12 protein-coding genes are annotated in these 15,873 nt (G+C 38.3%); 11 read left to right on the top strand and 1 reads right to left on the bottom strand.

Annotated elements, in window-relative coordinates:
* The 10 genes from KQI91_RS02340 to KQI91_RS02385 form a co-directional block, all read left to right on the top strand.
* On the top strand, positions 1-211 hold a 211-nt coding region (locus KQI91_RS02340; protein WP_216391272.1), incomplete at its 5' end, for a hypothetical protein.
* Positions 212-354: 143 nt separating this feature from the next.
* On the top strand, positions 355-1,404 hold the full coding sequence (locus KQI91_RS02345; RefSeq protein ID WP_216391273.1) for a Fic family protein: 1,050 nt from the start codon (positions 355-357) through the stop codon (positions 1,402-1,404).
* Positions 1,405-2,907 carry a class I SAM-dependent DNA methyltransferase gene (locus KQI91_RS02350; protein ID WP_216391274.1) on the top strand — a complete coding sequence of 501 codons (1,503 nt, stop codon included), beginning with the start codon at positions 1,405-1,407 and terminating at the stop codon, positions 2,905-2,907.
* Between the two features lie 242 nt (positions 2,908-3,149).
* Positions 3,150-4,262 carry a restriction endonuclease subunit S gene (locus KQI91_RS02355; RefSeq protein ID WP_216391275.1) on the top strand — a complete coding sequence of 371 codons (1,113 nt, stop codon included), beginning with the start codon at positions 3,150-3,152 and terminating at the stop codon, positions 4,260-4,262.
* Positions 4,263-4,274: 12 nt separating this feature from the next.
* Positions 4,275-4,733 carry a DUF3990 domain-containing protein gene (locus tag KQI91_RS02360; RefSeq protein WP_216391276.1) on the top strand — a complete coding sequence of 153 codons (459 nt, stop codon included), beginning with the start codon at positions 4,275-4,277 and terminating at the stop codon, positions 4,731-4,733.
* On the top strand, positions 4,733-5,194 hold the full coding sequence (locus tag KQI91_RS02365; protein WP_216391277.1) for a hypothetical protein: 462 nt from the start codon (positions 4,733-4,735) through the stop codon (positions 5,192-5,194). The genes KQI91_RS02360 and KQI91_RS02365 overlap by 1 nt, the downstream gene beginning before the upstream one ends.
* 48 nt (positions 5,195-5,242) lie before the next feature.
* A complete protein-coding gene (gene xerA, locus KQI91_RS02370) occupies positions 5,243-6,211 on the top strand; it encodes a site-specific tyrosine recombinase/integron integrase (RefSeq protein WP_216391278.1) in 969 nt (322 codons plus the stop codon).
* A 38-nt stretch (positions 6,212-6,249) separates the two neighbouring features.
* Positions 6,250-7,386, top strand: a complete 1,137-nt coding sequence (locus KQI91_RS02375) for a restriction endonuclease subunit S (protein ID WP_216391279.1) — start codon at positions 6,250-6,252, stop codon at positions 7,384-7,386.
* Positions 7,376-10,720, top strand: coding sequence for a DEAD/DEAH box helicase family protein (locus tag KQI91_RS02380; RefSeq protein ID WP_216391280.1), 3,345 nt, complete (start codon positions 7,376-7,378; stop codon positions 10,718-10,720). The genes KQI91_RS02375 and KQI91_RS02380 overlap by 11 nt, the downstream gene beginning before the upstream one ends.
* Positions 10,721-10,844: 124 nt before the next feature.
* Positions 10,845-11,936 (top strand): DUF362 domain-containing protein, encoded by a 1,092-nt coding sequence (locus KQI91_RS02385; RefSeq protein ID WP_216391281.1) that lies wholly within the window; start codon positions 10,845-10,847, stop codon positions 11,934-11,936.
* A 502-nt stretch (positions 11,937-12,438) separates the two neighbouring features.
* Here the strand turns inward: KQI91_RS02385 and KQI91_RS02390 are convergent.
* A complete protein-coding gene (locus KQI91_RS02390) occupies positions 12,439-13,038 on the bottom strand; it encodes a cytidylate kinase-like family protein (RefSeq protein ID WP_216391282.1) in 600 nt (199 codons plus the stop codon).
* A gap of 293 nt (positions 13,039-13,331) precedes the next feature.
* Here KQI91_RS02390 and KQI91_RS02395 point away from each other — a divergent pair, with 293 nt between their 5' ends.
* Positions 13,332-15,872, top strand: a complete 2,541-nt coding sequence (locus tag KQI91_RS02395) for an HlyD family efflux transporter periplasmic adaptor subunit (RefSeq protein ID WP_216391283.1) — start codon at positions 13,332-13,334, stop codon at positions 15,870-15,872.
* Position 15,873 lies beyond the last annotated feature (1 nt).

The raw sequence follows: 15,873 nt of genomic DNA on the forward strand, positions 1-15,873 counted from the left end.
AGCCATTTGTGAATCCTCCTTGGTAATTTTGTTTGTGGTGAACTTATTATACCTAAAGGGAGAGCATTTGGCTCTATTTATTTTTAATATTCAATTTACACCATTATACGGGCATAACCTTTTTTTTGTGGATATTGACATCGGACGGAAGGAAAGGTTGTATTTTCGATGCGAAGAGAAAACATTTATGCTGGTGGGGGAACAGGCTTAATTACGTCATTTATAATTTAATTTAGTCAAAATACATAAAAATGACTAAATTAAAAATATTGACGACGAAATTGAATTAGTGTACTATGAATATAATTAAGGAAGTCATATAGAATGATTAGAATAAAATTAATGGGTGATTGAATGAGAGATTATAATTACAGAGAAAAATGGCAGAAATTGTTAACCCCGGAAATAGTTAAAAAACTTACTCTTATTCATGAGTATAAGGGAGAACAGAGATTATTTATAGAAGCGCACAAAGATGAACTTAATGAACTGGTAGAAATCGCTAAGGTTCAGAGTACAGAGGCATCAAATAGAATCGAAGGTATTTCAACAGCGGACGACAGATTGAAGAATCTGGTACAGGCAAAAACAACTCCACGGAATCGTGATGAATCCGAAATAGCAGGATATAGAGATGTGTTGAATACAATTCATGAGAACTATGACTATATTCCTGTAAATGCCAACTATATTCTGCAATTACACAGAGACTTATACAAATTTCTCGGAAGTGTAGATGGGGGAATATTTAAAACTTCAGATAATATTATTCGAGAAACAGATATGGATGGAACTGAACGCATTCGTTTTAAACCAGTAGCTGCCTGGGAAACACCACCATCAATAGATGAATTATGCAAAGCATTTTACGAGGCAAAGGATGAGGCGGATTTATTGTTGTTGGATTTTATGTTTATTCTGGATTTTTTATGCATTCATCCATTCAATGACGGAAATGGAAGAATGAGTCGGCTACTCACGTTACTTTTACTATATCAGTCAGGTTTTATTGTGGGTAAATACATCAGTATTGAAAAGATCATTGAAGAATCGAAAGAAACTTACTACGAAGTGCTTCAGGAAAGTTCCATGAACTGGCATGAAAATCTGAATGACTATAAGCCTTTTGTGAATTATATGCTGGGCGTTATTGTAAAGGCTTATAAAGAGTTTGAATCCAGAGTAAAATTGCTGACGGATTCAGGCTTATCCAAAACAGATCGTATTCGTGAGATAATCAAATATCATATAGGAACGATTACAAAGTCTGAGCTGATGGAAATGAATCCAGATATAAGTGATACAACAATACAGAGAGCTTTGGCAGATTTACTGAAGAACGGAGAAATACAAAAAATTGGCGGAGGCCGCTATACAAAGTATATATGGAAAGAGGAAAACTAAATGATTACAGGCGAATTAAAAAATAAAATTGACGGTTTATGGGATATTTTTGCTTCTGGTGGTTTGGTGAATCCACTTGAAGTAATTGAGCAGATTACTTATCTGATGTTTATTCATGATCTGGACGATGCAGACAACACAAGAGCAAAGGAAAGTGCAATGCTTGGGCTTTCGTATCAGAGCATTTTTTCGGATGAAGTAAAAATTGGAGAAAGAACGATTGACGGTTCACAGCTTAAATGGTCCGTCTTTCATGATTTTCCTGCCGATAAAATGTACTCCGTAATACAGGAATGGGTATTTCCGTTTATAAAAACGTTACACAGTGATAAGAACAGTGCGTACTCTAAATACATGGATGATGCAATTTTTAAATTGCCAACACCACTCGTTTTATCGAAGGTAGTAGATTCATTAGACGAAATCTATAAGATGATGAATGAAATTCAGACAGCAGATGTAAGAGGAGATGTGTACGAGTATCTTTTGTCAAAAATTGCACAGTCGGGACTGAATGGGCAGTTCAGAACTCCAAGACATATTATTCGCATGATGGTAGAAATGATGGATCCTTCAAGCGATGAAGTAATCTGCGATCCAGCCTGTGGAACATCGGGATTTCTGGTTGCAGCAGGAGAATATTTAAAGGAAAAGAAGAAGGAAGAAATTTTCTTTGACAAACAGAAAAAAGATCATTATATGAATCACATGTTCCACGGATATGATATGGACAGAACAATGCTTCGTATCGGAGCCATGAATATGATGACACATGGAATTGATAATCCATTTATTGAATACAGAGACAGCTTGTCTGATCAGAATCAGGACAAGGATAAGTATTCATTGATTCTTGCAAACCCGCCATTCAAGGGAAGTCTTGATGCAGAGTCTGTATCAGGAGATTTACTTAAAGTCTGCAAGACAAAAAAGACAGAATTACTGTTCCTGGCGTTGTTCCTTCGTATGTTGAAGATAGGAGGAAGATGTGCCTGCATCGTTCCAGATGGTGTTCTGTTTGGCTCATCCAAAGCCCATAAAAGCATTCGAAAAGAAATCGTGGAAAACCAGAGACTGGAAGCAGTTATTTCAATGCCTTCTGGTGTGTTCAAACCATACGCAGGAGTATCAACAGCTATTCTTATATTTACAAAAACAGAACATGGTGGAACAGATAACGTGTGGTTTTATGACATGACAGCAGACGGATTTAGCTTGGATGATAAACGTATCCCAACTACAGAAAATGATATTCCAGATATTATTGAGAGATTCCGGAATTTAGATAAAGAAGCAGACAGAAAACGTACAGACAAATCCTTCATGGTTCCGAAACAGGATATCGTTGAGAACGATTATGATCTGAGTATCAATAAATACAAAGAAATAGAGTATATACCAGTCGAATATCCACCGACATCTGAAATTATGGCTAATATCCGCGAGATTGAGATGGAGATTGGGAAAGAGATGGATGAGCTGGAGAGATTGCTGAATCTTTAATGGATAAGATAACAGTATAGTAATCAGTGATTTGAAACAAAAATTGACAAAGAAATAGTCAACCCCAGGAGCAAAGGATTCTAAACATTAAGATGTCTACTCCCATTCGGGAACCCAGCTTTAATCCATCACAAGTTGACTATTGTTAATGATAACATGATTAAATTGTATGTCAAGATTTTGGAGGAAATTTATGAATAAAAGGAAAGGAAATACAAATTCGGATTTGTAGGGATTGATAAATGAAAGTAAAAATAGAAAATTTAACAAAAATAAAGACAGGTAAACTTGATGCAAATGCATCTTCTGAAGATGGGAGATATCCTTTTTTTACTTGTTCAAGAGAACCGTTAAAAATATCAACATATTCTTATGATTGCGAATGTGTTTTGGTAGCTGGTAATGGTGATTTGAATGTCAAGTATTACAATGGAAAGTTTGATGCTTATCAGCGAACATACATAATTGAAGACAATGGTAGTGGAAAGTTATATATGCCATATTTGTATTATTTTATGGAAGGATATATTGAAGAACTGAGAAAACAAGCCATTGGTGGGGTGATAAAGTATATTAAACTGAGAAACCTCACAGATGCATTGATTAAATTACCGTCGATTGATGAACAGAAAACAATAGCTTATATTTTGGAGAAGACAAGTCAGCTTTTAGAAATGCGTAAAAAGGAAATTAACAGTTTGGATAATCTCATAAAAGCCCGATTTGTCGAGATGTTTGGGGATTTAGCTAATCCAGAGTGCTTATGGGGTAAAAGTAAACTTGTAGATGTTTGTGCAGATAAAGATGATATAAAATGTGGACCATTTGGTACTCAACTAAACAAGGATGAGTATGTAGAATCTGGAATTGCTGTATGGGAAATCCCACAGATCAATGCGGCGTTTTTGACTAAACCAACACATTTTTTAACGGAGGAGAAAGCTGAACAGTTAAAGGCGTATACAATTATTCCAGGTGATATTGCAATGTCGAGAAAAGGAAATGTTGGAAAATGTGCGCTTTTCCCTAATAATTATCAAAAAGGAATTATTCATTCTGATGTTTTGAGAATCAGAGTAGACTGTAAAAGAGTAAATCCTTTGTTTATAATGTGTCAATTACATTTTAGTGGAGCAGTTACAAGACAAATAGAATTGGTGAGTTCAGGAGCAATAATGGCAGGAGTGAATGTTACGAAATTAAAACAGATTTATATACATGTTCCACCAATAGAACTTCAAAATCAATTTGCAGATTTTGTTTGTGCCATAGACAAATCAAAAGTTGCAGTGCAGAAAGCTCTCGATGAGACACAGAAACTATTTGACAGTCTTATGCAACAGTATTTTGGGTGAGGTGATTCATAGATGGCAATGATGACAGTATATCATGGCGGCTATCAGCCGGTAGAAAAACCGGAAATACGAAAAGGACGCAATACAAAAGATTTTGGAACAGGATTTTACTGTACCATTATTAAAGAACAGGCACAAAGATGGGCGAGACGTTACAATACAAAAGTAGTTTCCATCTATAATGTGCGTCTGAATTCTAATTTAAAAATAAAAGAATTTAAGGAAATGACAGAAGAATGGCTTGATTTTATTATCGCCTGCCGAAGTGGACAAGATCATGACTATGATATTGTCATTGGAGCTATGGCAGATGATCAGATTTATAACTTTATTTCAGATTACATGGATGGTGTAATTACACGAGAACAGTTCTGGGTGCTTGCCAAGTTTAAATATCCGACACACCAGATTGTATTCTGTACAGATGCAGCATTGAAATGTTTGGAATATCGAGATTGTGAGGTGCTTTGATGATAGGGATTGGAAGGGAAACACAAAAGGATAACGACTTGTTTTTTACCTGTAGTTTGATTGATTATATCGCGAGAAAGACAAAGAATATCCGTGCAGATGTTGTAAATCAACTTGGTAAAAAACGCTTAGAGAAGATATATGATCTTGCAGATGTTTACCATTGCGATAACATTGATCGAGTAAGTGAAGACTTCATAGAAGAGGCACAAATAAGCATTGGTACATTTGATAATGTTGGAGAATGCAAATATTCAATTCCATCTCATTGGGATATCGGAAAAGTATATAAACGTCTCATAAAACAAGTGGCAAAGTACGAAAATATAAGCATTATTGATGCATTGATTAAAGTATATAATTCGTTTATCAGTGCCAAGATTGACGATTATAACAGTAGTGTGTATTACGAAAATCCTTCGTATATATTTGAATCATATAAAGAAAATAAAATGCTTTAAATAAAATGGTTGAAGGATGCTGGTATATTTCGAAAGGAGTATAGCAGCATGGAAGATAAAATTGTAAAAATACTGAATGAAATGTCCGAATATCTCTCAATAACGCAGATGAAGAAACTTCAAGAAGTCATTCTGAAGACATTTTCGGAGAATACAGCAAGTAAAGTGGAAATTCCCAATGAGGATTTCCTGAAAATGTTTCTGGATGCGAAAAAAATAGAAGGCTGTTCTGACAGAACATTACAGTATTACAAAGTTACTGTAGAACACTTGCTTTCTCAGATAAAAACATCTGTCAGAAAGATCACAACAGAAGAAATTAGAGCATATCTGGCTGATTATCAGAAAAACAGCAAGTGCTCCAATGTTACGATTGATAATATACGGCGAAATATATCAAGTTTTTTCTCTTGGTTGGAGGAAGAAGATTATATTTTGAAGAGCCCTATGCGAAGAATTCACAAGATCAGGACCAAAACTGTTGTAAAAAGCGTTATTACAGATGAGGGAATAGAAAAACTTCGTGACAACTGTATGGAAATCAGGGATCTTGCAATTATTGATTTGCTTTATTCTACAGGAATTCGTGTAGGAGAATTGGTTAATTTGAACATAGATGATATTGACTTAGAAGGCCGAGAATGCGTTGTTTATGGAAAAGGAGACAAAGAAAGAAGAGTTTATTTTGATGCAAAATCTAAAGTACATCTGATGCGTTACATTGCAGAACGCGAAGATTCTAACCCAGCATTATTTGTAACTTTAGACGCGCCACATGATAGGCTGAAAATCAGCGGGGTAGAAATTCGGTTGCGCCAGCTGGGGCGAAGATTGGAACTAGAAAGGATACATCCGCACAAATTCCGGCGAACAATGGCGACAAGAGCGATAGATAAAGGAATGCCAATCGAGCAGGTACAGAAAATATTAGGGCATTCCCAGATTGACACAACGATGCAGTATGCAATGGTAAACCAAAACAACGTAAAATCATCCCACCAAAAATATATGAGTTGATGGAATATGCAACTTCGGATTTGTAGGGATGATAAGTGATGAAATTAATGGATGTTTGTGATTTTCAAGGTGGTTCGCAACCACCAAAGGATGAGTGGTCTTTTGAAAAACAAGAAGGGTATGTTCGTATGCTTCAAATACGTGATTTTACTCAAAGTGAAAAAGTGAGACCGGAATATATTAAGATAAACAAGAGCACTAAAATTTGCGAAGCTGATGATATTTTGATAGCAAGATACGGAGCGTCAATTGGAAAAATACTAACAGGACTGTCTGGAGCATATAATGTGGCAATAATGCGCACTATCCCTAACACGAGAAAAATTCAAAAAAGATATTTGTATTATTACTTAAAATCAACATATTTTCAAAACAAAATCTTAAATGTCGGTTCAAGAGCGGCACAGGCGGGATTTAATAAAGAGGATTTGGCGAAATTGGAAATTGAATGTCCAGATTTATCGAAGCAAGAGAGTATTGTAAGTATTTTACAGAAAACTGAATTTATTATCAAGAGGAGAAAAGAAGAGCTTATTAATTTAGACAATCTTATTAAAGCCCGATTTGTCGAGATGTTTGGGGATATAAAATTAAATCCGAGCAAATATCAAATGTGTAAAATTGAAAAATTGCTTAAAAGTTGTGAAGCGGGTTGGAGTGGTAATGGAACACAAAGGGCAAAAAAAGAAAATGAGGTTGCTGTTTTAAAAGTCAGTGCCGTTACAAAAGGATATTTTATTCCAGATGAGTGCAAAGTTTTAGATAATCAAAAGAATATAAAAAAATATATTTTTCCAGAAAAAGGAGATTTAATTTTTAGTAGGGCGAATACTCGCGAAATGGTTGGAGCAACTGCCATTATTGCAGAAGATTATCCAGATTTAATCTTACCAGATAAATTATGGAAAATTAAGTTTAAAGAGAATGTTAATGTGTTTTATATGAAATATGTGTTAAGCAGCAAGTGTATTAGAGAACAATTTTCAGCAGCATCAACTGGAACAAGTGGTTCGATGTTTAATGTTTCAATGGAAAAATTCAAGTCAATAGAAGTACCAGTGGCACCATTTGAACTTCAAAATCAATTTGCAGATTTTGTTTGTGCCATAGACAAATCAAAAGTTGCCATACTAAAAAATTATTCACAAGGAGGTGTTCTATCCTATGCTAACTAATTTTGACTACCTAAAAAACGATCCCCAATTTTCAACCTTCGCAAACGTTGCTATATCAGCAGAAAAGATTATTCTCATAGATCCTGAGGCAAGTATCCTCAACAGCCGCAGAGCCATGGAGTTTGCGATAAAGTGGATGTATTCTGTGGATTCCGGGCTTGAAATGCCATACCAGGACAACCTGCAAAGTCTGATGAATACCGAAGAATTCCGACAAATGATTGGTCCAGATCTGTGGAAGCGTATGAATTATATCCGCAGGAGCGGGAATAACGCTGCTCATAGCAACAAAAAACTGGGAAGAGACGAGGCGATGCTTTGTCTGGAAAATCTGTTTATTTATTTAGATTACGTTGCATGCTGCTATTCAAAACAATACAAAGAACGTTCTTTTGACAAAACAATCATTACCTCTCGAATTAAGAAGGCAAAGGAATCAAAAGAAGCAGCAAATGCAATAAAAGCAGAGCTGGTAAAAGAACAGGAGTTGTCTGCGAAGCGGGAACTTGATTTACAGAAATTAATTGCAGAAAATGCATCACTTAAAGAAGAACTCTCTGCCCGCAGGCAGGAACAGCAGCAGACTTATGTTCCGAAACCACTTGATTTGTCAGAATATAAGACCAGAAAGCTGTACATTGACTCTATGCTTATGGATGCAGGATGGACAGAAGGAAAAGACTGGATCAATGAAGTAGAGCTTCCTGGAATGTCAAATAAATCAGAAACTGGTTTTGCTGATTATGTTCTCTATGATGATATGCATCGCCCATTGGCAATCATCGAAGCGAAAAGAACCTGTGTGGACGTTTCAAAGGGACGGCAGCAGGCAAAACTTTATGCGAATCTGCTGGAACAAAAATATAAAAGAAGGCCAGTTATTTTCCTTACAAATGGATTTGATACGCATATTATTGATGGTCAGTATCCAGAGAGAAAGTGTGCAGTTATCTATTCAAAAAGAGACCTGGAAAAATGGTTTAATCTACTGAGTATGAGAACAAGCCTTAAACACGTTACAGTAGATAAAAACATAGCAGGACGTTACTACCAGGAAGCAGCAGTTAAAGCGGTATGTGACAGCTTTGAAGAAAAGAATCGCAGAAAAGCGTTGCTGGTTATGGCAACAGGCTCCGGAAAGACAAGAACTGTTATCGCATTATGTAAGTGTTTGTTAAGGGCAGGCTGGATAAAAAATATTCTTTTTCTCGCTGACAGAAATTCGCTTGTCACACAGGCAAAAAGAAGTTTTGTGAATATGCTGCCTGATTTGTCATGCACAAATCTTGTTGAGGAAAAAGACAATTATAATGCCCATTGCGTTTTTTCGACTTATCAGACAATGATGAACTGTATTGATACAGTAAATGATAATGAGGGAAAATTATTTACATGCGGCCATTTTGACCTTGTGATATGTGATGAGGCTCATAGATCAATTTATAACAAGTACAGAGATATTTTTTCATATTTTGATGCACCGCTGATCGGTCTTACAGCCACTCCAAAAGACGAGATTGATAAAAATACATATGAGATTTTTGAACTGGAAAATGGTGTTCCGACATATGGATATGATCTGGCGCAGGCTGTAAAAGACGGATATCTTGTTGACTATGTTTCTGTTGAGTCGAAGCTTAAATTTATAGAACAGGGAATTGTATATGATGAACTGTCAGAAGAAGATAAGGAAGCATATGAGGGAACTTTTGAGGATGAACATGGAAATTTGCCGGAATCAATAAATTCGTCAGCGCTTAACACATGGATATTCAATGAGGATACTATAAAACAGGTTTTAAATATCTTAATGACAGATGGCATTAAGATTGATTATGGACAGAAACTTGGCAAGACTATTATTTTTGCAAAGAATCATGATCATGCTGAGAAGATACTGGAAGTTTTTAATAAAGAGTATCCACATCTTCCAGATTATGCGAAAGTAATTGATAATTATATGACCTATGCGCAGAGTGCGATTGACGAGTTCTCTGATTCGAAGAAAATGCCTCAGATTGCAATTTCTGTTGATATGCTGGACACAGGTATTGATGTGCCGGAAGTTCTGAATCTGGTATTTTTCAAGAAAGTGATGAGTAAAGCAAAATTCTGGCAGATGATAGGACGAGGTACTAGGCTTTGTCCTGGCCTGCTTGACGGAGAGGATAAGCAGAAATTTTATATTTTTGATTTCTGTGGAAATTTTGAATTTTTCCGCATGAATAAAGGAAAAGCGACTGCAAATATGATAGCACTTCAGGGTGCGATTTTTAATCTGAAATTTGAAATATCTTATAAACTTCAGGATATGGAATATCAGATAGACAGACTGATTGAATACCGTAAGGCATTGGTAAAGCAGATGAGTGAAAAAGTACAGGAACTACCGAGGGATAATTTTGCAGTTCGTCAGCATTTGAAATATGTAGATTTGTATTCTTTAGAATCAAACTATAATGCGCTTACGTATGAAGATACCTTGATTGTCAGAGAGGAAGTTGCCCCTTTGATATTGCCGGATGGAGATGAGGCAAGTGCTGTTCGATTTGATGCGCTTATGTATGGAATTGAATTGGCTTACTTAGTTGGAAAGAAGTATTCAAGAGCTCGGACCGACTTGCGTAAAAAAGTGGCAGGAATTGCAAATGTGGCTAATATTCCTGAAATACAGGCACAGTCAGAATTGATTAATAAAATTCTCAATACAGATTATGTTGATAATGCCGGAATTAATGAATTTGAAGAAATCAGGGAGAAACTTCGTGATTTAATGAAATATATTCCGAAAGGAACAATTAAATATGTAACTAATTTTACAGATGAGTTGCTTTCTATGGAGTGGAAAGAGGCTGAGCTTGAAAATGATGAGTTGAAGAATTATAAGGCAAAAGCAGAGTATTATATCCGGCAACATCAGGATAATATTGCAATTGCCAAATTAAAGACCAACCAGCCTCTGACATCAGGAGACCTTGCATCGTTAGAAGAGATACTTTGGCGTGAAGTTGGCACAAAGCAGGATTATGAATATGAATTTGGAAGCAAACCACTTGGTGAATTCGTCCGTGAAATTGTAGGACTGGATATGAATGCCGCCAAAGAAGCGTTTTCCGAATATCTTACAGGCACAAATCTTGACAGCAGACAGATTTACTTTGTGAATCAGATCGTGGAATATATTGTTCATAATGGAATGATGAAAGATCTTTCTGTTCTTCTGGAGTCACCGTTTACTGACAGAGGAAGCGTAGCAGAAGTATTCACTGATTTGAATGTTTGGCTGGGAATCAGGAAAGTAATAGAAACAATAAATGCCAATGCCGCAGCATAGGAGAGAAAGTATCAGAAAAACTACGCCCGCTCTTAAAATAATTAACTGGCACATTTCCTTCAAATGCGTTATCCTGTAAAAAGAGAATTTGTATCTATGATGCATAAGACAGGAGGAAACCTTTATGGAAAAAAATCAGATTTTTATAAAGAGTGGTACAGAATACAAAAAGATTACAAAGGAACTTCTGGAAGAGAGCAATCTGGAAGAATTGATCGGTGATAAGAACAAAATGGTTGGTATCAAGCCAAACATGGTTTCTGCATCTGATCCGTCCAATGGTGCAACGACACACACAGAGATCATTGCCGGAATTCTGGAATACCTGAAGGAACATGGCTTCCGCAGGATGATGATTCTTGAGGGTTCCTGGGTAGGTGACCGTACTTCGGATGTATTTGAAGTATGCGGTTATCAGCAGATCTGTGATGATTATGACGTGGAATTCTACGACACACAGAAGGACAAGAGCTTCACAAAGGACTGCAGTGGCCTGGAACTTAAGATCTGTAACAGCGTAAAGGATGTTGATTTCCTGATCAATGTACCGGTTATGAAAGGACACTGCCAGACGAAGATTACCTGTGCACTCAAAAATATGAAGGGACTGATTCCGAATACGGAGAAACGTCATTTTCATTCGATGGGTCTGCACAAACCAATCGCACACTTAAACACGGGTATCCATCAGGATTTTATTGTAGTTGATAATATCTGCGGTGATTTGGATTTTGAGGATGGCGGAAATCCGGTAGTTATGAATCGTATCTGGACGGCCATGGACCCGGTACTGGTAGATGCTTACGTCTGTCAGCAGCTTCATTATAAAATATCCGATGTTCCGTATGTAAAACTTGCCGGTGAACTTGGCGTTGGCTGCTCTGATATTTCCAAAGCGGACATCCGTGTACTGGGCGAAAATGTTCAGCAGAACATCCCGGAACGCCGCAAAGTGGTAGAAGTAGCCGATGCTGTCGAGGAAGTAGATTCCTGCAGTGCATGTTACGGTTACCTCATTCCGGCACTGGATATGCTCAAACAGGAGGGACTTCTGGAAAAACTGCACGAAAAAATCTGTATCGGACAGGGATACAGAGGAAAGAGCGGAGAACTCGGAGTTGGACACTGCACCAGAAACTTCAAACATCATGCAGAAGGCTGCCCGCCGACCGAAAACCAGATTTATGAATTCCTGAAAGAATATATTTCGAAGTAAAGTGAGCAAAGAACAGCGCGAATTCAGGCAAAATACAACGAGCATATAGAAAGCTTTAATTCGCGATGCTTGATATGCCTGGTGTATGGAGCTATAAGCGGCGAGAATCAGAAAGCCTCAATTTTCCGATGCTTGACATGTCTATTATATGGAAGCAGTGGCATCGATTACATGACAGGATCATTTCTCGATGCTGATATTTCCATTAAGCCAATTAAGAGGCGGCGATTTGAGCTGAGTTTCCTTTTTCGATGCAGGATGCTATTGAAAATATGACTCTTTCTATGAAACAGCTTATTGAGTCGTATCTGTTTTATCTTCCCTGATATCCAAAGTTCAAGAACTGTAAGCTATTAATTACAAACATTCTATACACAGAAAGAACCCTGTACAGGAAATACCGCAGACATCTGCAGAAGCCGTCCGAGGTATCCCTGTTACAGGGCTCTTTCGTGAAGTATATGCTCAATTATCTTTTACAGTTCGTTACCTGCATCCCTTCCTATTTCTTTTCCGCAGCTTCTTTCAGAATCTGCACGATTTCTTCCTGGCTGAATTTGCTGCTGTCAATACACAGATCATACTGCCCCATATCCAGCCACTTCTGATCTGTGAAAAATTCGTAATAAGCACGTCGTTCTTTATCCATCCTTTTGACCAGTTTTCTTGCACTCTTTTCTTCACGGTCAAGTCGCCCCATAACTGTTTTAACACGCGTATCAAATGGTGCGTAAATAAATACCCGCAGGATATTGTTTCCTGAAAGAACGTGATTTGCGCATCTGCCGACAATAACACAGTCCTCTTTATCACTCAGTGAAAGAATAATCTCCCGCTGGATACCAAACAGAACATCATTCATCGGAATAGGATAGCGGTCTACACCAATCTGAAGTTCATTGTCAATCGGAAATCCCCATGGACTTGGACGTTTTTCGTCAACTTCTGCAAACTGATGAAGCGGAACCTGCTTCTGATTGCTTGCCATTTCAATCAGTTCCCGGTCATAAAATCCGATTCCCATTTCTTCGGCAAGAGCTTTTCCGATCATCCGTCCGTTGCTTCCATACATACGATTGATTGTAATAATGCGTTTACTCATATAGGTTCCTCCTCTCAAAGAATAGATTTTTTATTTGTCTTTATCATAGTATAATTATTAGATAATTTCAATAAAAAAATAAAATTATTTTAAAATAATATATACAATATCAATATATCTGACGAATAAACAACGATGCACACTTCTTTTAAGGTATCTTTAAGGTTAATTCATTTGCCTTTCACAGTTCTCTCAAGAAGTCAACACAACTTTTCGGTAAAGTAATTACCAGAAACAGAGAATTTCAAGGAAGTGTGAACAAGAAGGTTCACATAGAAATCTGGAGGAAAAGGATGTTTGGAAAGAGGCAAAAAGAAAATAAATCCAAAGGAAATAAGAAAAAAGGCAGAAAAAAGAAAGTGATTGCTGCTGTAGTTACTGTGGCAGTGCTGGGGACAGCAGGAACCGTTGTTTACAGTAAGACACAGAAACAGAACGGTGATCACCCGGAAACAAAAGAAGCCAAAAGCACAGAGGTAACACTTGGAAATATTTCCAATACGATCGTAGGAACCGGAAACCTGGAGCTGGATGAAGCACAGGCAGTTACGATTCCTTCGGGGTTGACAGTAAGTGAGGTTTATGTTGAAAGCGGAGATCAGGTTTCGGCAGGGACGGTACTTGCGTCAGTGGACAAATCCTCTGTATTGAGTGCAGTGAAAACAGTACAGGAAGAAATCAGTGAACTGGATGAAAAAATCAGTGAATGTCAGAGCGACAGTACAGCCAATACGGTCAGCAGTACTGTTTCCGGAAGAGTCAAGGCAATCTATGTAGCATCTGATTCAGAAGTCACGGATGTTATGGTGGATAAAGGGGCATTGATGGAACTTTCTCTGGATGGGCTTATGGCGGTGAAGCTTGAGAGCGTGACCGGTGTGACCGCAGGAGATACTGTGACGGTTACTCTTTCAGATGGAAGCAGCGTGTCTGGAACAGTGGAAAGCACTGAAGAAAATACCTGTATCGTGACTGTGACCGATAATGGAACGACATTGGGTGATACAGTCACTGTCACAGATGCAGACGGAAATACGATTGGAAGCGGAAATCTTTATATTCACGAAGCTTTTGAAATAACAGGGACTACGGGAACGGTAGCTTCTGTATCGGTATCTGAGAACGAGAAAGTGACATCAGGTGAAGAACTGCTGGTATTGAACGGGGCAGAAAGTGATTCGGAATATGAAGAACTGATGGCAACCAGAGAAGCAAGGACTGCAACATTGAAAAAACTTTTGAGTCTGACAAAAAATCCGCAGATTACGGCGGATCAGGATGGGACGATCCAGGATGTGAATGTCAGTACCAGTCAGACAACAGATACTTCAACGTCATCGGGGACATCTGGAAACACAGGGGTTTCTCAGATGGCATATACCAGGGCTGTAAATAATACAGCGGGGAACAATGGAATTTCGTTTCAGAAACTTTCATTTGATGACGGAACTAATGAAGCCGATGTACAGACCTTTTCAGAACCAGTAATTACATCAGGTGAAGCAGAAAGTTCTTCTGACGGGCAAGGAGCAGATGTGATGCCGGTTGATACAGAAATCTGTTTTACAGTAGTGAATGAAGGTGCTTCTGACAGCAGCCAGGCAGTGATCACGGCACCGGTTAAAGGTGCGGCGCCGATCACAGAGATCAATGCTTCTGATGGAAGCTACAGGGGTGTGATTACATGGAATCCAAACGACAGTACTTTTGCAGCAGATACTGCTTATCAGGCACTGGTTCTCCTTTCTGCATCGGATGGTTACTGTTTTAATACGGACAGTGTGCAGGGGACTGCGATTGGGACAATATCCGGCATACAGGTGACGGATAATGGCAAGACACTGGAATTTCAGATTGCTTTTCCACAGACTGCATCGGATAATGCTGACGATAAAAAAGAAAATGATGACAGTAAAACCAATAATAGTGGAGATACAGGAACTACAACAGAAAATGGAGGCACAAATAATAGCAGCCAGAGCAATGTGTCGTCAGAAAATAACCAAAATACAGGAACCGCATCCAATAGCACACAGAACAGTTCCGATAACACAGCATCCGGAAATGCAGGAGGAACAGGGCAGACAGCAGCTTCTTCTTCGGGGTCCGGTGGTACTTCTGCACAACAGGGTACAGAGACTTCGGATTCTTCGGAGAGCAGTTCAAAAACAGAATCCAGTCAGTATAGTACAGATGTAACTGCTTTTACGATTTCACCGGATGAAAATATGTGCCTGTCAGTCAGCGTCGATGAACTGGATATCAATTCTGTAGAAAAAGGACAGACAGCAGTTGTTACGTTTGATGCGATCGAAGACAAAGAGTTTGAAGGTGAAGTGACAAAAATAGGAAGTACGGCAAGTGTCAGTGGAGGTGTTGCCAAGTATACTGTAGAGATCACGATTCCGAGAGATGATGAAATGAAACAGGGAATGAATGCGTCTGCAACGATCACAATAGACGAAAGAGACCAGGTGCTGACACTTCCGATGAATGCGTTGCAGGAACAGGGTGACAGAACATTTGTGTATACAGAACAGGAAGCGGACGGAACACTTTCCGGTGAAGTAGAGATACAGACAGGACTGACAGATGGAAATACCGTAGAAATCACAGATGGACTCGAAGAAGGCGATACCGTTTATTATATGCGTTCAGAAAGCAGTCAGACAAACAGCAGCAGTAATGGAATGCCGGATATGAGTGGTGGTCCTTCTGGAGATATGCCGGATATGTCAGGATTTGGTGGAAACTCTGACGGAAATTCCGGCGGCGGCCCGGACGGAAATGCAGGTGGAGGTCCTGACGGCGGACAGGGCGGCCCGGGAATGTAAG

This window comes from Blautia sp. MSJ-19 (assembly GCF_018918125.1).
Taxonomy (GTDB): Bacteria; Bacillota; Clostridia; order Lachnospirales; family Lachnospiraceae; genus Blautia_A.